Genomic DNA, 19,016 nt, shown 5'->3' with positions numbered 1-19,016 from the left:
GATAATAAATGAGTGCAAATTACGCTTTTCTCGATTGGCTAGTATTCGCAAGTTACGGTGCAATTTTATTGCTAAGTGGCTGGTGGTTTAATCGCAAACGCGCTAACTCAAGCCAAGATTTTTTTCTAGGCGGAAATAGCATGCCAACGTGGATGGTGGCTATTTCTGTTTTAGCGACTTCGCAATCAGCGGCAACGTTTATTGGCGGGCCTGATCAAGGCTATCAAGGTGATTTTTCTTATATTGCGACTAATATCGGTGCCTTTATTGCGGCCTTCATAGTATCGGCATTTTTAATTCCGAAGTTCTACCAGCAAAAAGTGTTCACTGTATATGAACTGCTTGAAAAACGTATCGGGCCAAAGGCCAAGCGCCGTAGCGGCATGATGTATTTATTTGGTCGTGTGTTTGCCAGTGGCGCCCGCTTATACATGGCAGCGATTGCTGTGGCGATGATTCTGTATGGCAATATCGATGCCGATAGTGTGGTCATCGCGACTTTAGTATTGGCGCTTGCGGGTCTGCTTTATACCTTTTTGGGTGGCATTCGCAGCGTTATTTATTCTGATGTACTGCAAAGTATCGTTTATGTCAGTGCGGCTATTGCGGTTATTTGGTGCTTGTTGAGTGTTATTCCGGCTGATTTCTCAACCATTATTGCAACGCTGAATGAGCCAAGTCCTGGTGCAGATTCAAAACTTGCGCTGTTTAAATTTGATTTAGATTTTGGCCCGTCAGGTGTGTTTAACATGGCCTCTGTGTTAACGGGGTTTGTGCTATTAAACATCGCTGCATTTGGTTTAGACCAAGATATGACGCAGCGCTTATTAACCTGTAAAAGTCCAAAAGAAGGCAGTAAAGCGTTATTACTATCGGTGGTGATGGTGATCCCAGTTATGGCTATTTTTATCTTTATTGGTTTGCTGCTGTATATTGTTTATCAGCAACCTGCACTAATGAATAGCGAAGCTGGGCAAACGGTCGTACAAGAATTTAATGGCGAAAAAATTACTATCTTTATGTACTACGTATTAAACGAAGTACCAGCCGGGGTTAAAGGTTTAGTCAGCGTGGGTATTATTGCTGCCGCTATTTCTACTTTGAACTCTGGGCTTAGTTCGATGTCTTCAGTCATCGTACAAGATATCTATCGCCCTTACTTGGAAAAACACAATAAACAAGTAAATGACCATCACTTTGTAAAAGCGGGTCGTGTAGGCATGGCTTTAGTAAGCCTTGCTTTAGCGCTTATGGCTATTCTTTGCTATTTCTGGCAGCAATACAGTGATATGCCATTATTAAAATTTGCGCTAAGTGTCATGGTGTTCTCGTACAGCGGTTTGTTAGGTGTGTATTTTACTACCTTGTTCACCAAACGAGGTAGTGAAGGTTCAGTGTTAGCGGCGCTAATAGCGGGCTTTATGGTGACCTTATTAATGCAGCCCTACATGATTGACTGGCTACTACCTGAGTCAATGCGCTTTTACTTAGGATTTACTTGGCAGCTATGCATAGGTACATTGCTCGCAACACTTGTATGTTGCCTAGGTAAAGCGGCACACGAGAAGAGCGCATAAATGGCCTTACGCTATATTTTAGCCATCGATGGCGGCGGCACCAAAGTGTTAGCTGAGCTAAAAGAGCAGGCAAGTGGTGCGACTTTCCGTGCCCAAGCGGGTTCGGCATCAATTTCGAATGATCTTGATTTAGCGTTAGAAAACATTGTTAAAGTGACCCGTGATGTTTGCCAGCAAAGTGGCGCAAAGCCAAGTGAAATTGTCACCGTTATGGGTGTTGCTGGTGGCTCATCGCAGAGTCTTGCTGAACAATTAACAGTGATGCTCAAGCTAGTTTACGAAATAGAATTTGCCAGTTTGCAAATTACCAGCGATGCAATTACGTCATTATATGGTGCTAATCTTGGTGACCCATGTGTGGTTATTGCCCTTGGCACCGGTGCTGTCGGTGCACGATTAAACGCCCAAAAGCAAACAAAGTTGGTGAGCGGTTGGGGCTTTTCCGTTGATGATTTTGGCGGTGGTGCCCGAATCGGGCTGATGGCAGTGCAGCAATTATTAAACGATATAGATATTTATGATTTACCAAAAAGTCGATTAACGGTTCGTTTGAGTGAGCAGCTAGGATGCACTCGTCAAACAATTAGTAGTTGGCTTAAACAAGCAAAACCTGCGGATTATGCAGCATTTAGCCCATTAGTGTTTAGCTTACAAAACGACTGTGAGGCGGCAAAAACGGTATTAACAGAGCATACCCAATCGGTGGTTAGGTTAATAAATAAAAGCCGAGGTAACTCGCCGTTACCGGTGATTTTAATTGGTGGTTTAGCGAAAGTCAGCCAACCATTATTGCCACGAGCCTTACAAAACGAATTATCTCCTTGTAAAGGAGATTCATTAACTGGTGCCGCCATTTTAGCGGCAAAGCATTACCATGACATTATTGAAAAAGGACAACCCAATGAGCCCTGAGCACGTCTTTAAGCAACAACGTGAGTTACTCGAAGAGTTAAACGGTATTGTCTCCGAAGGGCAAAACCCAGACACTTTGGATATCGATCTGCTCAGCTCCACTGAGATCCTCACTAAGATCAATAATGAAGATCACAAAGTAGCGGGTGCCGTGAAACAAGTGATCCCACAAATTAGTGAAGCTGTCGATCATGTGGTTGACGCATTTCAACAAGGTGGCAGGTTAATCTACATTGGCGCTGGCACCAGTGGTCGCTTAGGTATTTTGGATGCAGTTGAATGTGCGCCTACCTATAGCGTTAGCGATCAGCAAGTCCTCGGTATTATTGCAGGTGGTGACACCGCGGTTAAAAAAGCCGTAGAAGGCGCTGAGGATAGTACAACACTTGCTGTTGAAGATTTAAAAAATGTGAGTTTAAACAGTAAAGATGTCGTGGTTGGCATAGCTGCCAGTGGCCGTACCCCCTATGTTTGCTCGGCAATTGAATACGCTAAATCGTTAGGTTGTGTCACTGTGGGTGTTACTTGTAACCCAGACTCAGCTGTGATGCGTTTACCACAAATTGGTATTTGCCCTGTAGTTGGTGCAGAAGCTGTGACTGGTTCTACACGTATGAAATCGGGCACTGCACAGAAACTGGTGTTGAATATGCTAAGTACAGCCAGCATGATCCGCACAGGTAAAGTCTATAAAAACCTGATGGTTGATGTAAATGCCAGTAACGAAAAGCTACATGCTCGTGCTATTCGTATTGTGATGCAAGCAACAGAGTGTTCGCAGCAGCAAGCCGTTGATGCATTAAAGCAAGCAGGGCAAAGCGCAAAACTGGCTATTTTAATTGTGTTGACCGGAAAACCAGCTCCTGAAGCAAAACAGTTATTGTCAAAAGCAGGTGGCTTTTTACGTAAGGCGGTTGAAGAATAATGCGTTTATTAGTTATTTTAGTTCTTAGTTGTTTTGCGCTTTTAGGTTGCCAAGAAACACCCGTACAAGCGCCTAAAAATGTACAGCCTTTACAGGTGGGCGCAGCCAATTTTCAAGCTTATGTTCCTGCATTAGAAGGTAAACGTGTTGGCTTGGTAGTTAATCAAACGTCAGTGGTGAATGGTCAACATTTGGTTGATGCATTACTTGATAATGGCGTAGTGATCGGCAAAATATTTGCCCCAGAGCATGGTTTTCGCGGCGATCATGACGCCGGTGCTCACGTTAAAAGCACAGTAGATGCTAAAACCGGCATTGATGTTGTGTCGATTTATGGCAGTAATAAAAAGCCAAGCCCTGAGATGCTTGCAGATCTAGATGTCATTATTTTTGATATTCAAGATGTTGGTGTGCGTTTTTATACTTACATCAGCTCAATGCATTACGTAATGGAAGCTGCCGCTGAAAATGGTAAACAGGTTGTGGTACTCGATAGACCTAATCCGAATATTGCCTATGTTGATGGGCCTATTCTTGACCCACAATTTCGCTCATTTGTTGGCATGCACGAAATTCCTGTTCTACACGGTATGACAGTGGCTGAACTTGCTCAAATGATCAAAGGCGAAGGCTGGATAAATGACGCAGATAAGCTTGAGCTAAGTGTCGTGCCTGTTACAAACTATGACCGTACTATGGTCTATGAGCTACCAATAAAGCCAAGCCCTAACTTACCGAATGCTCAATCAATTGCGCTTTATCCATCATTGTGTTTCTTTGAAGCAACGCCTGTAACTATTGGCCGTGGCACTGATTTTCCGTTTCAAGTTGTCGGTTACTCGCCAGTTAAACTCGGCGAATTTAGTTTTACCCCAAGGGCAATTAAAGGCGCTTCAATGCACCCTAAATTCAAAGGGGTTGAAGTATTTGGTCAAGACTTACGAGATGCTGATATTCATGGCCTAGATTTAAGCTTGTTTATTTCGGCTTATCAAAAGCTAACTGCGAATGAGCAAACGTTTTTTGAACGCGCTGATTTTATGGATAAACTTGCAGGTACTGATAAATTGCGCTTAGCCATTGAAGCAGGCCAAACTGAGCAGCAAATCAAGAAAAACTGGCAAGCCGATTTAAGTGCTTTTAAACGCAAGCGAACGCCATATTTGCTGTATCAATAATAATTAGATAACTAGAGCAATAACAACGAGGCGCTTGCCTCGTTTTTTTATATTTCTAAAAATTAATTGTGGTATATTCAGGGACTTGATTTATAAGGATATACCATGAAAGTTCATTTAATTGCTGCATTTTCTTTACTCACTGGCTGCTCACAACTCCCAAACAGTGCAACAAGTAACTCAACCGATTTGCTCGACCTTCGTGATGATAAAAACGCAGCAGAGCAGCTGTGGACACTTAAACATGCAACAAAGCCCAACTACCCTCAAGCTGCTTTAATATCTAAGCAGACAGGCTGTGCGCGCTTTATTATTACTATTGATAAACAAGGTAATACCACCGATATCCGTTTTGTGGAGAGCTTCCCTGAAGGGCTGTTTGTCGATGTGTCGCTAGAGTCACTTAAACATTGGCTGTGGCAGGCAAGTAAAAGTAACAGCGAGTCGCGAGCGATAACCCGAACGGTGCAGCTAGACTACTTCATGAAAGAAGCGGCTAATATAGATGCTGCAAAAGCATTTTGTACAATTTAAGCTTTGTCTTTTATTTTTTGAGGCATAAAAAAGGGCCGCAATAGCGGCCCCAACAGGATTGATTAACTTAGAACTTGAAGTTAACTGAAAGCTGCAAACTACGCGGGTTATAGTAACTGCGTGATTCACCATAGTTTTCATCAAGTACATATGGGTTTTTGTTGTAACCTGTTTGGCGGTTAAAGACATTAAATATATCTGCGCGGAATTGTAATTCCATATCACCTGAGAACTTAAAGTCTTGGGTGTAGTTTAAGTCAAGTTGCCAGTGACTTGCTGTTCTTCGAGAACCTGCAGGCTCGGCATAGCGGCTAACATGGCTGGTTGGATAACCATACATAGTACCATCCCAGTTTTCCCAAGCTTGACCAGATTGGAATACAAAGTAAGCACCAATGTTTGCTTCCCACGGCACAGTGTAGTAACCATACACTTTAACTTTATGTGGCTTATCACCGGAAAGAGTCCCGTATCGGTTATCCCATGAGTAACGACCGCGCCCATCACCATAGTATGATGAGCCAATAAAGTTATTTGCATCATTACTTGTTGTGGTATTGTCTTGGTCGAAATTACCGTAGTAATGGCTCCAAACATATGAAGCATTGATGTAGCTGTTTTCACCTAAGTATTCAGCTTCGATGCTGGCTTCCCAATATTTGGTTTCACCGCCATCGACTTCAGCAATCACATAAGAAGAACCACCAATTTCATCGCGGATTTCATCTAGGTTATCTACATATAAACCTTTATCTGCAATATGTTGCGGTACGCCATCAGCATCAACGCCAGAGTAGTCAGTTAAGCGTGCAGTGTTTGGCATATCTTCCCAAAAATGCATACCTTTACGGTGACGTACGTGAGCACGTAATACTAAATCAGAACCCACGTATTTAGTGGTACCAAGCGTGAACTCATTAATTCGACGAGGCTTCATGCCTTCTTGGAATGCTTTACCTGACGAGCCGCGTCGAGGTGATGCAGAAAGAATATTACCTGATTCATCAAGTAGTAATTCAATTTCAGCGCGAGTATTACGATCCCATGAAGCTGCACGAGCCAAAGAGCTTGCTTCAGGGTTATAAATAGCAAAGTTCGCAAATACTGAATCTTCGCCAGAGTATGTCCAGGTTGCACCTAAACGAGGTTGAAGCATATCACTCCAATCTGTTTTATACATTTCGTACTTATTTCCTGGAGCCAACTCATAACCTGAAACGGTTCCTGACTTCGCTTTTAAGCCTTGTCCGTACCAAGTATCTTGGCTCACAAGTAAACCGATATTATAAGTCCAGTTACCATGCTCAATAGTATCGTTTATTTCGAAATTGAGGCTGCGCATTTCAGAATCGATACCTGAGACTGTGCTTCCATCTTCGGTTGCCAGACTCATTTGTTGTACATGTGCGCGATAAATGGCATCGGCAGGGTCAAAGCCTTCAGTGTCTGCATCAGCATCGACTAAACCGCCAAGGTAAGAGATGCGTCCCCAGCCATTTGATAATCGGGTAAGTTGCTCTTCACTTTCTTCCCACTTAGCACCAAAATGAAGCGTGTGGTATGTGTCACCCCAGTCAAATTCATGCTCTAAGCTAATTTCAAACGAATCACGATAGAAGTTAATATTGTCATATTGTGAATAAGCGCCAACTCCACCACCGCCTTTTAACACTCCATCTTCCGTGTAACCGTAGGTATTAATTAATCCGGTAGCTCCAGCATTGTAAATAGCAATTTGTTCTTCAGTGAAGCCTTCTTCAGGATCATAGTCTCTAAGGCTTGGTACCGAGAAGTAACCCATCTGAGTAAGGTTGTTAACATCAAGCTGACTATTTAATGAAGGTACGACACTCAACTCTGTATCTGGTTTCGAACCTGTTTCTAATTCAAACTTACTGTATTGGAATGATAGAGTGGTTGCAGAGCCTAAAATCCAAGAGCCATCTAAAGTAAAAATATCTTGGTCAGCTTTACTACCGACAGATACACTGTCAGTTTCGTAAGCGCCAATTGAATCACCTTTAACTTCTTTGTCGGATGTACGTTGTGAAATATTAATTAAAATATCGTCAGTGGGTGCCCAAGTTAATTTACCAAAGTATTCATCGCGGACACTTTCATATTCTTTAACGCCACCATAGGCAGTATCTTTATTCGAGCGAGTTTCTTCTGGGCGATAATAAGAGGTATAGAAATATAAGGTATCCTCAATAAGTGGGCCGCCTAAACTTGCTGTTAACCAGCTTTTATCGAGCTCATAGCTTTCTTCACCAACAGGTGTTGCAACAAAGCTTTTTGGTTGTACTTTGTATTCTACATTGCCGTGAAACTCGTCAGTACCTGATTTTGATACAGTGTTAATTGAGAAGCCGCCTGAGCGGTTAAAACCAACCGCTTTTGCACCACCGCGGTCCATAGTAACGTAAGCAACGTCGTGAGTTGATGGCTCTGATGCTAAGTTACCAAACATTGGCATTGAAACATTTACACCGTCAAATCCATAAGAGTTATCAACCCCAGAACCACCCGCTGACGGACCTAAAATTGTATTTGCCGAAAGCTCAACACCCGGTACAAGTTTTAATAGGTCACGATAATCTTGACCAACAGGCACGCTGTTGATTGCTTCTTCACCTAATGAGTTAGTTAGTGCAGACTTACCTTGGCGGAATAATTTACTGCCGGTAACCGTGATGACTTCAACGTTTTCGTTAGCACCACCCATAGTGACGTTTAGGCTCGAAGTTTGTTCAAGTAAAACATCCACAGTCATGGTTTGAGTTACACCGTTTTTATCGGTGAAAGTCAGTTCATAAGTACCCGGTTTTAATTGTGGTAAGTCGTAGCTGCCGTCTTCTCGTGTAACAACAGTACGTGGTTTTGGCATCACATTACTTTTTGCTGTAACGGTGATCCCCGCCAGTGACTGCTGTGCTTCTGGTGATGATACCTTACCTTTGATCCCCCCGGTTAGATTTGCAAAGGCTGGCGCGCTGGCGAGTGCCGCGGCCATAACAACACCGGTTAAGGCTGTTTTCTTTGCGCGAAGTGCATTGCTAGTCGCTTTTGCTATATAGCTCATTGCGAGTGTGGATGCATGTTGTTTCATTGTTTCCCGTCCTTATATTTATATGCTTTGCTGGACTACTTACCCAATTGAGACTTATGAACTTTAAAATTATGTTGCCCATATATTAAACAGGTGTTATTGAATGTGGTCAAGAATATTTTTTTATTTTAAGGTGTGTTTTTAGGAATAAAATATATAACCGATTTTAGGTAAAGCTTAGCAATAACTAGCCTTAGCGAGTGGCTAATTTAGTGTTAGCAAAACTTTGTAAGAAATTATGACTTTTTGGTCAGTACCTTAGCTAAACGAGTAAATGATTTAGAGGGTAAAAATGAATTGTTAATTACAAATATAAAATAGACACAAAAAAAGCAGCCTAAGCTGCTTTTTAGTATTTAAGTAACTTTAATGAAGAAATTAGTTATTCTTAAATTCGCCAACAACTTCATTAGAATGTTCTAGTAACTTACGGCCTTGACGGCTTGATTGCGTTAGGGCTATAAACAAAATATCAATGACAAAATCTTGTGCCGTTCGCGCTAAAATTGACGATAAACGTACAGACTCACCCTCAGCAACCGAGTAAAGTTTTACATCAGCTGAGTCGGCAACAAGGCTACTGCCAAATTTTGTCACTGAGATCACCGAGCTTGAATTTTTCTTGGCTTGCTTAACAACTTCGGCAATTTCGCGAGTCATACCTGATTCACTAATCGCGATGACCAAATCACCTTTCGAAAAGGTCGCAACATACGCAAGTTGTGCATGCCCATCTGGCTCTGCAATTGCAGGCATACCGAGTTTTTGTAATTTATAAGAAAAATCTTTTGCAACCAGCGCTGAGCCACCTAAACCACAAATCAGAATACGTTTTGCTGATTTTAATAGCTCTACCGCTTTTTCGACGGCAGGCGCTTCGTTGAGGTTTTTTGTTTCCGTTAATACCGCCAATTTACTGCTTAATAGTTTTTCGGCGATTTGCTCTAGCGAGTCATTAAGGGTGATCTTGCCATGTAGTTTAGGTTCGCTCGTTTCATCGTTAAGGGCATCAATTACTGCAAGTTTAAAAGCAGGGAAGCCTTTATAACCTAACTTTTGCGAAAATTTCACCACACTAGATTGGCTTACACCAACCACTTTTGCTAGTTCAACCGATGATAAATTACGAATCGCATTCGCTGAATTTAACGTAAAGTCAGCAAGCTTAGCTTCGCTGCTCGATAGAGATTGGCGTAAGGCTTTAATTTTTACAAAAGTAGACATAGGGCTCACTTTGTTTGCTTAACTTAGTCAAAACGCAAAGCATGGTTCTATTATAAACACAGGGCTTGGGCGCATTGTTTGCTTAACACGACGACTTATTTTTGTTTTAGCAGACCTAAGTTTGGAATATTTTTCTTAATTTAGATGGAATAATATAGTTTTATTCCATAATAGATACAACACTAATTATTGAGAAAGCCCTATTTTTAGTAACTTAGCGATAATGTATGCTTTTTATTCTTTAAATGTGAAATAAAATATTTTACATGTTAAGTGGGTGTTGCTACTGTATTGCTGAGAATCGTCAATGCTTAAATCATCAGGTATGAATCTGTTATGAGTTTTACCCCTTTGAAAACATTACTTAAACAGCTGTGTTATCTCAGTAGTGCGGCATTATTAGTAAGCTGTGCCAGTAATCCATATACCTACACACAATCAGCTAATTACAGCCATCGTGTTAAGTTCTTAGTGATGCATTACACCGCTATTGATTACGAAAAATCAATGCGTGCGCTCGTGGATGAAGGGGGATTGAGTTCACATTATTTATTACCCGAATCAGGCGATCCTAGTTACCCAAAAGATGATTTAGAAATTATTCAGCTAGTTGATGAAAAAGATAGAGCATGGCACGCCGGACGCAGCTTTTGGCAAGGCCGAGAAGATTTAAACGATCATTCTATTGGTATTGAAATAGTGAATGTACCAAGCTGTCATATTCCTGAGCAAACAAAGCTTGCAATGGAAAACGACGCCAGCAAGTTATGTATTTTTCCTGACTACGACGCTAAGCAAATAGAGCTACTAATCAAGCTAAGCAAAGATATTCTTGCTCGTAACCCAGATATCGGCCCAACTCAAGTTATTGGCCATTCTGATATTGCTCCAAGCCGTAAGAACGACCCAGGTCCGCGTTTTCCTTGGTATCAACTGTATAAAGCAGGTATCGGTGCGTGGTATGACAGCAACACCGTTGATAAGTATTGGCAGCTATTTAGCGCATCAAAACCTTCTGTTGAGTTAATGCAAAAAGCATTGCGCAGTTACGGCTATGAGGTGATTGCAACGGGTCAGCTTGATTCGCAAACGCTCGATGCCCTAAGTGCTTTTCAAATGCACTTTTTGCCTTGGCATGTCAGTGGCAATAGTGATGCAAGAAGTGCCGCAGTGCTATTTGCGTTATTAGATAAATACTTTCCTAAAAAGCTTGAGCGGTTATTCCAAGAATATCAGCAGCAACAGCAAGCGGTTGAGCCTGCGCCAAAAACATTGGCCAATGCACAAGTTGTAGCGCGTATTCCGGCGCTTGATCCGAGTAGCCGCGCGCTAGTGAACGACCGAGGCACTTTTATAGCCTATAAAGGCCGCGGTGAAATCATCATAGAAAATCAAGATGCAACCAGTGCTGATATTTTCATTAATGGTGAAAAAATTAATATTGCCTCACCATTAACAGCCGAAAAAATATATCAATACAGTTTAGCTAAACGCACCCGCGATGGCATTAACACTTATAAGGTAGAGAATGTGTTGCCTGAAGGGGCAAGCTTAACCTTACGTTTTCCTTACCCAACGCTTGATACAAACAACAGTCAAAAGCGTTTTAGTGCCGTTGATGAGTTAATTAATCAAGAGATTAAAGAGGGCTTTCCGGGTGCAGTACTTGCCGTTATTAAAGATGGCAAGTTGATCAAACTAAGCCATTATGGCGCGGCTAAAAAGTACCATACTGATGGCAGTGAGCTTGCAAGCCCACAAGCCATGCAAAACGATACCTTGTTTGATATAGCTTCAAATTCAAAAATGTTTGCCACTAACTTTGCGCTGATGAAGCTTGCCAGCGAAGGAAAACTCGACGTAGAAAAACCGCTGTTCTATTACCTACCAGAATTTAGGGGCAGCGGCCGTGAACAGCGTTTAGTAAAAGATTTACTCACCCATAGTGCGGGTTACCCAGCCGTGGTTGATTTTCATCGTAAAGACAATAAATTTGGTGAGCGCTTTTTTTCTCAAAACAGCCTACGTACTAAAAACCTGTTATTAACAGGCGTGCCTTTTGTGGCTGGTCGTAACGTAAAACACCTATATTCTGATATCGATTATATGTTGCTTGGTGTATTAGTTGAGCGTATCAGCGGTATGGCGCTCGATACCTATGTTGAGAGCCAAGTTTATCAGCCGCTTGGTTTAACACATACGGTTTATAATCCATTGCAAAAAGGCTTTTTAGCTTCACAGATTGCCGCTACTGAGATTAACGGCAACACCCGAGGTGGTCGCATTGAGTTTGAAAACATTCGAACCAATGTACTGCAAGGTGAAGTACATGATGAAAAAGCCTTTTATGCTTTAGGTGGTGTAGCGGGGCATGCGGGGCTATTTAGTACCGCTGGTGACTTGTCCGTACTTATGCAGGTGTTACTCAATGGTGGCGGTTACGACAACAAACAAATTTTTACGCCACAAGTACTTGAGCAATTCACAAACTCCCAAGCAAGCGATGAGACCTATGGGTTAGGGTGGCGACGCGCTGGGCATCAAGCGCGCAAATGGCATTTTGGCCCTTATGCTAGCCCGCGGGCTTTTGGTCATACGGGCTGGACAGGCACTGTAACCGTTATTGACCCCGAATACGACCTTGCTATTGTACTACTAACCAATGCGCGTCATACCCCTATTGAAGGGTCGCAAGAAAATTACCAGTTTGTCGGCAAGCGTTTCGAAACAGGTAAGTATGGCTCTATTATCTCACTGATTTATGAGAGTATATTAAATCACTAGTCGAATTAAGTTGAGTTTGGTGGCAAAGCCATTAAGCTTAGCAAGTTTTCGCATAATAAAAATAAAATGTTGTTCTTAATTTAAAAGGGTTTTTATGTCTTGGTATTCAATTTTACCACCCTTGATTGCTATCTTAATTGTGTTTTGGCGCAAAGAAGTGATCATGGCGTTATTAGTCGCTGTTGCGTCGTCTGAGTTTTTACTTGCTCTGAATGGTGAAGGTAATACCTTGTTTTTCACCTTTATCAATACCATAGAGCGAGTCATTGAAGTTGCCAGCTCCCCTGGTAATAGCCGTATCCTTATTTTTAGTGTTCTAATCGGTGCTTTACTTGCCTACATTCGTGAATCTGGCGGTGTGGCTGCGACGGTTAATTTACTGATGAACAAAGGGGTTGCAAAAAGTAAGCGCCAAGTGGGTTACTTAACCATGTTCTCAGGTATTGCGGTGTTCATTGAATCGAACTTAAGTGTATTAACCTCGGGGATTTTATCGCGTGGTTTGTTTGATAAATTTAAAATGAGCCGAGCGCGCCTTGCTTACATTATCGATAGTACTAGTGCACCTGTGTGTATCTTAATCTTGCTAAATGGTTGGGGCGCTTATGTGTTGGGCTTGCTTGGCAACTACGAAATGGAAGAGTCAGCTGTATCGGTATTATGGGGCAGTATTGGTTATAACTTCTATGCCATTATCGCGCTACTTATCGTGTTTTATACGATTACTTTCGACAAGGTACATGGCCCATTAAAGCAAGCAGAAGAAAATTTTGAACAACAAGAAACCGAACTAACAGAAGAAGTCAAAGGCTCAAAAGCGCGTTACATGCTTGTGCCACTTATCACTTTAATTGGTAGCATGGTTGGCTTTATGTTCTGGACTGGCGATGGCGATATTGCCAGCGGCAGCGGCTCTAAATCAGTGCTGTATGCAACTATTTTAGCTTGTGTTGTGGCTTACTTTTTAATGATTAGCTCGCGTGAATTTACGCATCATAAGCTGGTTGATATTGGCTTTAAAGGAATGGGTGAGTTACTGCCATTAGTGTCTATTGTATTACTTTCACTCACTTTAGGTGCAAGCTTAAAAGACTTAGGTACGGGTGTGTTTGTAGCCGGGCTAGTCGGTGATTTCTTACCTATTTACTTGGTTGTGCCAGTGCTGTTTTTAACGGGTGCAGTAATTTCATTTACCACAGGTACCTCGTGGGGCACATTTGCAATACTTATTCCAATTGGTGTACCGCTCATTCAAGCATTAGGTTTACCACCTTCATTGGTCATTGCTGCTATTCTAGGTGGTGGTGTGTTTGGCGATCACTGCTCGCCAATTTCAGATACCAGCGCGGTATCGGCCATTGCATCAGGGTGTGATTTATTAACTCACGTAAAAACCCAAATGCCATATGCCTTATTCGGCGGTGCGCTAACTTTTATTGCTTACCTAGTGACGAGCATAATTGTTTTATAAGTAATAGCTTTAAGCCTTAAGTTATAAGTAAAAAAACCACAGAGGAGTCTGTGGTTTTTTATTGCTTGTAACGTAAGTCGTATGTTCAAGTTTGATAGCCGTCAGCCGTCAGCCGTCAGCCGTCAGCCGTCAGCCGTCAGTTTGAAAGCTGATGGCTCGTTGAACCATCGCGCGAAATAAAATTCACGCCTACGGTATTCCTTTACTCTTTCCCCTTGTAACTCGCTAACTCGTTTTAAATTTGATAGCTGACGGCTGAAAGCTGATAGCTCTGAGGTGTTGGGTTTCGCTTCGCTCTATCCAACCTACGATTTAGGTACAACCTTATAAACACCGACACCATCAACACCAAGGTATAAATCACCATTAGGGTGAGTGGCAAGGCTGCGCACGCGACCTACACCTTCAAAAACCTTGCTGTGGCCTGTTACTTTGTCACCATCAAGTTTCACTAACACAAGATGACCAAACTTCATCGAACCTACGGCAATTTGACCTTGCCACTGAGGGTATTTATCGCTGGTGATAAATTCCATTCCAGAAGGGGCAATGGAAGGCACCCAATACCAATCAGGTTGTTCCATTCCCTCGCGACTGGTTTCGTCAGTAATTTTTGTACCAATGTAGTTGATCCCATAAGTGATCTCAGGCCAACCATAGTTAGCACCTGCTTTAACTATGTTGATTTCATCGCCGCCACGGGGGCCATGTTCATGACTCCATATAACCCCAGTTTCTGGGTGCATCGCCATACCTTGAGGGTTACGGTGTCCATATGAATAAATACTTTTGTGAGTTGTTTTATGGTTATAAAACGGGTTTGATTTAGGGATAGAGCCATCGCTATTGATACGGTGAATTTTGCCAGCATCATAGTCAAGGCTTTGTGGGTGAACGTCTCTTTTGCCACGGTCGCCAATAGAGAAGTACAAGTAACCTTGTTTGTCGAACTCAATACGCGAACCATAGTGTTTTGTTGTTTCAATATTTGGCTCGCCATCAAACAATAATTGCTGATCGATAAGAGCCATATCTTTAAAGCGGGCGCGCATAATCGAGGTGTTATAACCCTCACCATCGCCTTCATAGCCCGAGTACGAAAAGTAAATCCAGCCATTGTCGGCAAAGTTCGGATCAAGCTCTATGTCTAATAAGCCCCCTTGACCTTCATCATGTACTTTAGGTGTGCCTTTAACTATTTGCTCAACGAGTTTGCCATCACGAATTAATCTAAGCTCGCCACGTCTGTCGGTAACGAGTAAGTCACGCTCGTTAAGCCAAGCCATACCCCACGGAATTTGAATTCCTTCACTTACTAATTCTAGTTTGTAGTCATTAGCGCTAGCATCCAGAGGGATCTTTTGCTCCGGCTGAGCACACGCTTGCAAGCTCGACAAGCTAATTGAGGTAATGATTAAACTGTTAAACAAAGACCTTTTCATGGTAACTCCATAATATTTAAACACGATGTTACTAGCCTAGCTGGTTCAGCATTAAATTGTTATTAACATTAGAGCAATGTGCGATTATTGGTAGGAAAAGCGAGGTAAAGAGTGGAGTATTAGCTGTCAGCTGTCAGCTGTCAGCCGTCAGTTTGAAAGCTGATGGCTCGTTGAACCATCGCGCGAAATAAGTTTCACGCCTACGGTACTCCTTTACTCTTTCCCCCTTGTAGCTCGCTAACTTGTTTTAAATCTGCTAGCTTAGCGAGTTCTTATTCTTAAAAGGATTTAACCAGTCGTATGAAGTCAGAAAAGTTTTTTAAATGGGTGTGGAATGTTAACGGCCTAATTTTACTTATGGGCTTAATCATTGGAGCTGCAGCAATAGGGTATAATTTTGTTGCTTACTTACTAAAGTCCGATAACCATGTTCAGCAACAAACACTAAACTTAGCTGAAGATGAAAAGCAGCAAGAAAAGTGGAAACTGGGTTACCCCCGTAAGGTCGAGGGGAGTGATTTTTACTTTATCCCGTTGGAATCAGAAAAACTGGATATCGAGGTGAAAGCTGATGTAACAGTTTACAATAATTTTAGCGGTGGTTATAAATACAGACCTACGCGCTCAAAGAACATTTTGTTTCTTAATGACAAAACCAATCACGCCAAGTGGCTATTTAAAACAACGGATCAGTTGATCATAGAGTTTGGTGCATTAAGCCATTACGAAGAGTTTGATACTCGAGTTTACAATGAGCAAAAAGCCAATGCTCCTAAGGCCGTTTCTTACGAAGTTATCAAAAACGATACCAACAACGACAAACTGCTCGATGGCAAAGATAAGCGCACCTTCGCGCTAAGCAAGATTGATGGCTCAAACTACAGCGAAGTTATTTCAGGTTACAACCGCATTATAGAGTCTAACCTCAACGCTGAGGGCAATTTATTCGTTGTATTTATTAACAACGATGAAGTTTACTCTATGCTGGTAGACTTAGATACATTTGAAGTGATTAGTAAAAGCATGTTGCCGAAGGTAGGGGAGTGAGATTGATATTAGGGATCAGATGTCAGAAGAATGATCTGACATCTGAAGACTAACTACGCGGGGTAAACCAGCTGCTACCTAAAAACTTGCGACTTTACTCTTGTAACTCGCTAGGTTGTTTTAAATCTGATAGCTGAAAGCTCTGAGTGTGTTGGTTTTCACTCCGTTCTAACCAACGTCACGTAGGTCGTCATTTATGGCGAAACATGTTTTATCACTCATACGTGGCGGGCTAAAGCCCGACTTACAGCCGCATAAATTGAGAGAATCGCGCGAAATAAATTTCACGCCTACAGTACTCCTTTACTCTTTCCCCTTGTAGCTCGCTAACTTTTTTAAATCTGACTGCTCTGAGTGTGTTGGGTTTCGCTACGCTCTACCCAACCTACGAGCTCGCTAACTCGTACACTTTTTCGCCTCGTGAGTTAGCTGTTTGAGTGCGATGATTTGGCCTTGCTTGTTTTGGTCTAGGGCGAGTAGGTCACCTTGGTGAATATGTGTATCTAGGGTGCCGTGTTTTTGCAGCTCTTCAAGGAGTGATTGTTTAATTTGTACTATGACATTTTGCTCGCAGTCGGCGATATACCAGTCGTTATCAACACTGACTAGACGGCCGGTGAAGCTGGTGCGGGCTTGGTGATTGGCTAATGCTTGTTGGTAGTTCGCATCTAGGTTTTGTTTTTGTTGTTTAAGATTACTCACATAGCTGCCTTTGGCGTCAAGTTCGTGTACCTCAAGCCATTGATAATCAGATAAATCCACGGCGTAAACATCAGTTAATTCACGGTTGTTGTATTGCAGCATGACAAAGCCAAGAATCGCTAAAGCAGCAAAAACACCGGTCATTTGTAGGCCTAAAAAGCGTTGTGGTCTTGGCGTTGCCGACTGTGGCTTTTGCATGTGTGAAAGCTCGTCGCTGCTTAAGCTGTGCTCTGCCTTACGTTTTTGAAAATGTGCTTTTAAATCAGCATCGAGTTGCTCGTCGTTACGCTTCATGATGGCCTCCTAGTTGTTGTTTCAGGTTTTGACGGGCATATCGCAGCCGAGTTTTAATGGTCTCTGGGTTACTTTGTGTGATAGCTACAATATCATCGAGACTAAAGCCTTCTTGTTGTAAGGTCAGCGCTTCACGTTGTACAAAGCTAAGCGCCATAAGTGCTTTATCAAAGGCTTCATAGTCGTAGTGATAACTTGCATCCTGAGATTCGGTAAATAGTTGGTTGTCTTCTAATTCAACGAATTTTTGCTGCTTACGAAATTCATCAATTAATAAATTACGAGCTAATCGAAAAAGCCACGCTTTTGGGTTGTTCTGATCATTGTAAAAGTCGCGTTTATCAATAACTTTTAACCAGGTTTGCTGGCATATATCAAGGGCAAGATCTTTATCACTTTGTGTAACTAGATAGTGATAAAGATCATTCCCGTATTGAGCAACGAGTTGGTTAAGGTAACGGTTGTCGCCCGTTTTGGCATACTGCGCCAAACAATCTGTGTTTGGCTTGTCAAATAACCATGTCTTGATGCTCATTAGCATAGGCAGTTATCCATCTATTTTAAAATCAAGTTGAACGCTTTGGTTTGTTTGCAATTGTGCCACACCTTCAACAACTTTAGGGCGATATTTCCAACGTTTAATCGCGCGAATTGCTTCACGGTCAAATACCCGTTTAGGCTCAGCATCAATAATAACAGGATCAATCACTTCACCAGTCGGTGAAATACTAAAGCTAATTTGCACCCAACCTTCAATGCCGTCGCGAGCTGCTACCGGAGGGTACTTAGGGTTAATACGTACAATTGGCGTTGCATCTCCTGTTGGTTGATTAATAGTTTTGCTCAGTGTGTCGCCAATGTTATCGAATGTCATTGTTGGTGTTAAATCAGCCACCACAACTGTTTCGGTCGTATCAATGGTTGGCCGCGGTGGCACTTTTGGTGGCATTTTTGCTACTGGCGGTGGCGGCAGTGTTTGCTTTACTTGTACTTTTGAGTCTTCCGGTACTTCATAAATTTCAACTGTGATGTCTGGGCCTGTTTTTACATCGGCTCTTTGCTCAGCAGAAATTAAGTACTGCATAAATGCAAATGCTGCAAAGGTCATGACACCACCACCAATAATTGCTGCGGTTGTCTTTAAAGCAGCATTGCTGTTATTCAAGCTTGCTGAGTTTAGTGGTAAAGTATGCATAGCCGTTCCTCTTTGGATAATTGCTTTCATAGCTAAAACGGCTGGCAAATAAAAAAGGGGTGAAATTTTTTTCACTTTTTATTTTTCACAAGTTTTTTAGGTTGTTATGAAACTTATTCAAATAGATAAAGCCCGTTACCGTAAACATTTAAACCAAGTAATTATTGCTTGTGTAATTGCTTTAGCCGTTGGCAGTTTAGCCATTTCACAAACATTAATTGCGTTATTTCCTGATCCAAGCGGTAGCCATTTTCATTGGAACCTATTAGGGGTTGTTGTGTGTAGTTTGCTGGTGGGCTTTGTGCTTAATAAGTACCGCAATCATGATTACATGACTGAAATTGTCTATGTGTGGGAGCTTAAAAAAGCGCTGAATAAAATCACCCGTAAAATGCCAAAGTTAAAAGCAGCAGGGCGTGAGGGCAATGCCGATGCTTTATTAGCAATTCAATACAGTTATGCGGGGTCACGTTTGTTATGGCAGCTTGATGACAACACTATTACCATGGATGAGTTGGCAATTAAGCAGGCTGAGCTTGATAGTGTTGCGCAGCAGTACAATTTAACTTTAGATGTTGATAAGTATGACGAAAAGATACTAAATCAATACTAAAAAGTTGTC

The 19,016-nt window shown here is 42.1% G+C and carries 15 protein-coding genes; 9 read left to right on the top strand and 6 right to left on the bottom strand.

Annotated elements, in window-relative coordinates; genetic code table 11:
* Window positions 1-8: 8 nt before the first annotated feature.
* From NO991_RS08155 to NO991_RS08135, 5 genes are all read left to right on the top strand, one after another.
* Complete coding sequence (locus NO991_RS08155) at window positions 9-1,577, top strand: sodium:solute symporter (RefSeq protein WP_199530068.1); 1,569 nt, start codon at window positions 9-11, stop codon at window positions 1,575-1,577.
* On the top strand, window positions 1,578-2,489 hold the full coding sequence (locus tag NO991_RS08150) for a BadF/BadG/BcrA/BcrD ATPase family protein (RefSeq protein ID WP_138601984.1): 912 nt from the start codon (window positions 1,578-1,580) through the stop codon (window positions 2,487-2,489).
* Complete coding sequence (murQ, locus tag NO991_RS08145) at window positions 2,479-3,414, top strand: N-acetylmuramic acid 6-phosphate etherase (RefSeq protein WP_054551260.1); 936 nt, start codon at window positions 2,479-2,481, stop codon at window positions 3,412-3,414. Before NO991_RS08150 ends, murQ begins: the two co-directional genes overlap by 11 nt.
* A complete protein-coding gene (locus NO991_RS08140; protein WP_300360020.1) occupies window positions 3,414-4,592 on the top strand; it encodes a DUF1343 domain-containing protein in 1,179 nt (392 codons plus the stop codon). The genes murQ and NO991_RS08140 overlap by 1 nt, the downstream gene beginning before the upstream one ends.
* Before the next feature lie 105 nt (window positions 4,593-4,697).
* Window positions 4,698-5,126 carry an energy transducer TonB gene (locus tag NO991_RS08135; RefSeq protein ID WP_300360022.1) on the top strand — a complete coding sequence of 143 codons (429 nt, stop codon included), beginning with the start codon at window positions 4,698-4,700 and terminating at the stop codon, window positions 5,124-5,126.
* 67 nt (window positions 5,127-5,193) lie between these two features.
* Here NO991_RS08135 and NO991_RS08130 read toward each other — a convergent pair whose 3' ends face one another.
* Window positions 5,194-8,235, bottom strand: a complete 3,042-nt coding sequence (locus NO991_RS08130; RefSeq protein WP_371351931.1) for a carboxypeptidase regulatory-like domain-containing protein — start codon at window positions 8,233-8,235, stop codon at window positions 5,194-5,196.
* A 378-nt stretch (window positions 8,236-8,613) separates the two neighbouring features.
* Window positions 8,614-9,459, bottom strand: coding sequence for a MurR/RpiR family transcriptional regulator (locus NO991_RS08125; protein WP_054551264.1), 846 nt, complete (start codon window positions 9,457-9,459; stop codon window positions 8,614-8,616).
* Between the two features lie 336 nt (window positions 9,460-9,795).
* On the opposite strand from NO991_RS08125, the gene pbp4b reads away from it, so the two are divergent.
* Both pbp4b and NO991_RS08115 read left to right on the top strand, forming a co-directional pair.
* Entirely contained in the window at window positions 9,796-12,243 is a 2,448-nt protein-coding gene (pbp4b, locus tag NO991_RS08120; RefSeq protein ID WP_300360026.1) for a penicillin binding protein PBP4B, read from the top strand.
* A 94-nt stretch (window positions 12,244-12,337) separates the two neighbouring features.
* The gene (locus NO991_RS08115) at window positions 12,338-13,714 is read left to right on the top strand and encodes a Na+/H+ antiporter NhaC family protein (protein ID WP_054551265.1); all 1,377 of its coding nucleotides are present in this window, start codon (window positions 12,338-12,340) and stop codon (window positions 13,712-13,714) included.
* Window positions 13,715-14,019: 305 nt separating this feature from the next.
* Here NO991_RS08115 and NO991_RS08110 read toward each other — a convergent pair whose 3' ends face one another.
* Window positions 14,020-15,156 (bottom strand): PQQ-dependent sugar dehydrogenase, encoded by a 1,137-nt coding sequence (locus tag NO991_RS08110; RefSeq protein ID WP_166338078.1) that lies wholly within the window; start codon window positions 15,154-15,156, stop codon window positions 14,020-14,022.
* 300 nt (window positions 15,157-15,456) lie between these two features.
* On the opposite strand from NO991_RS08110, the gene NO991_RS08105 reads away from it, so the two are divergent.
* Window positions 15,457-16,203: a hypothetical protein gene (locus NO991_RS08105; RefSeq protein ID WP_371351930.1), complete on the top strand. Its 747-nt coding sequence runs from the start codon at window positions 15,457-15,459 to the stop codon at window positions 16,201-16,203.
* A 396-nt stretch (window positions 16,204-16,599) separates the two neighbouring features.
* On the opposite strand, the gene NO991_RS08100 is transcribed toward NO991_RS08105, so the two are convergent.
* From NO991_RS08100 to NO991_RS08090, 3 genes are read right to left on the bottom strand one after another with little or no spacing between them, the layout of a single operon-like run.
* Window positions 16,600-17,199 carry a hypothetical protein gene (locus NO991_RS08100; protein WP_294412410.1) on the bottom strand — a complete coding sequence of 200 codons (600 nt, stop codon included), beginning with the start codon at window positions 17,197-17,199 and terminating at the stop codon, window positions 16,600-16,602.
* The gene (locus NO991_RS08095; protein ID WP_194441758.1) at window positions 17,189-17,740 is read right to left on the bottom strand and encodes an RNA polymerase sigma factor; all 552 of its coding nucleotides are present in this window, start codon (window positions 17,738-17,740) and stop codon (window positions 17,189-17,191) included. Before NO991_RS08095 ends, NO991_RS08100 begins: the two co-directional genes overlap by 11 nt.
* Before the next feature lie 6 nt (window positions 17,741-17,746).
* On the bottom strand, window positions 17,747-18,394 hold the full coding sequence (locus NO991_RS08090; protein ID WP_054551272.1) for an energy transducer TonB: 648 nt from the start codon (window positions 18,392-18,394) through the stop codon (window positions 17,747-17,749).
* 106 nt (window positions 18,395-18,500) lie between these two features.
* Between NO991_RS08090 and NO991_RS08085 the strand changes: the two genes are divergently transcribed.
* On the top strand, window positions 18,501-19,007 hold the full coding sequence (locus NO991_RS08085; RefSeq protein WP_054551273.1) for a DUF3087 domain-containing protein: 507 nt from the start codon (window positions 18,501-18,503) through the stop codon (window positions 19,005-19,007).
* Window positions 19,008-19,016: the final 9 nt, after the last annotated feature.

Origin of the sequence: Pseudoalteromonas sp. DY56-GL22 (genome assembly GCF_041414715.1) — a bacterium.
Classification (GTDB): domain Bacteria; phylum Pseudomonadota; class Gammaproteobacteria; order Enterobacterales; family Alteromonadaceae; genus Pseudoalteromonas; species Pseudoalteromonas simplex.
This window is presented reverse-complemented; position numbering and strand designations above follow the sequence as displayed.

What these genes read in the sequence shown, in the direction of transcription:
- NO991_RS08155 (WP_199530068.1), top strand. Translation starts at nt 9, where the DNA reads ATGAGTGCAAATTACGCTTTTCTCGATTGGCTAGTATTCGCAAGTTAC.
- NO991_RS08150 (WP_138601984.1), top strand. Translation starts at nt 1,578, where the DNA reads ATGGCCTTACGCTATATTTTAGCCATCGATGGCGGCGGCACCAAAGTG.
- murQ (WP_054551260.1), top strand. Translation starts at nt 2,479, where the DNA reads ATGAGCCCTGAGCACGTCTTTAAGCAACAACGTGAGTTACTCGAAGAG.
- NO991_RS08140 (WP_300360020.1), top strand. Translation starts at nt 3,414, where the DNA reads ATGCGTTTATTAGTTATTTTAGTTCTTAGTTGTTTTGCGCTTTTAGGT.
- NO991_RS08135 (WP_300360022.1), top strand. Translation starts at nt 4,698, where the DNA reads ATGAAAGTTCATTTAATTGCTGCATTTTCTTTACTCACTGGCTGCTCA.
- NO991_RS08130 (WP_371351931.1), bottom strand. Translation starts at nt 8,235, where the DNA reads ATGAAACAACATGCATCCACACTCGCAATGAGCTATATAGCAAAAGCG.
- NO991_RS08125 (WP_054551264.1), bottom strand. Translation starts at nt 9,459, where the DNA reads ATGTCTACTTTTGTAAAAATTAAAGCCTTACGCCAATCTCTATCGAGC.
- pbp4b (WP_300360026.1), top strand. Translation starts at nt 9,796, where the DNA reads ATGAGTTTTACCCCTTTGAAAACATTACTTAAACAGCTGTGTTATCTC.
- NO991_RS08115 (WP_054551265.1), top strand. Translation starts at nt 12,338, where the DNA reads ATGTCTTGGTATTCAATTTTACCACCCTTGATTGCTATCTTAATTGTG.
- NO991_RS08110 (WP_166338078.1), bottom strand. Translation starts at nt 15,156, where the DNA reads ATGAAAAGGTCTTTGTTTAACAGTTTAATCATTACCTCAATTAGCTTG.
- NO991_RS08105 (WP_371351930.1), top strand. Translation starts at nt 15,457, where the DNA reads ATGAAGTCAGAAAAGTTTTTTAAATGGGTGTGGAATGTTAACGGCCTA.
- NO991_RS08100 (WP_294412410.1), bottom strand. Translation starts at nt 17,199, where the DNA reads ATGAAGCGTAACGACGAGCAACTCGATGCTGATTTAAAAGCACATTTT.
- NO991_RS08095 (WP_194441758.1), bottom strand. Translation starts at nt 17,740, where the DNA reads ATGCTAATGAGCATCAAGACATGGTTATTTGACAAGCCAAACACAGAT.
- NO991_RS08090 (WP_054551272.1), bottom strand. Translation starts at nt 18,394, where the DNA reads ATGCATACTTTACCACTAAACTCAGCAAGCTTGAATAACAGCAATGCT.
- NO991_RS08085 (WP_054551273.1), top strand. Translation starts at nt 18,501, where the DNA reads ATGAAACTTATTCAAATAGATAAAGCCCGTTACCGTAAACATTTAAAC.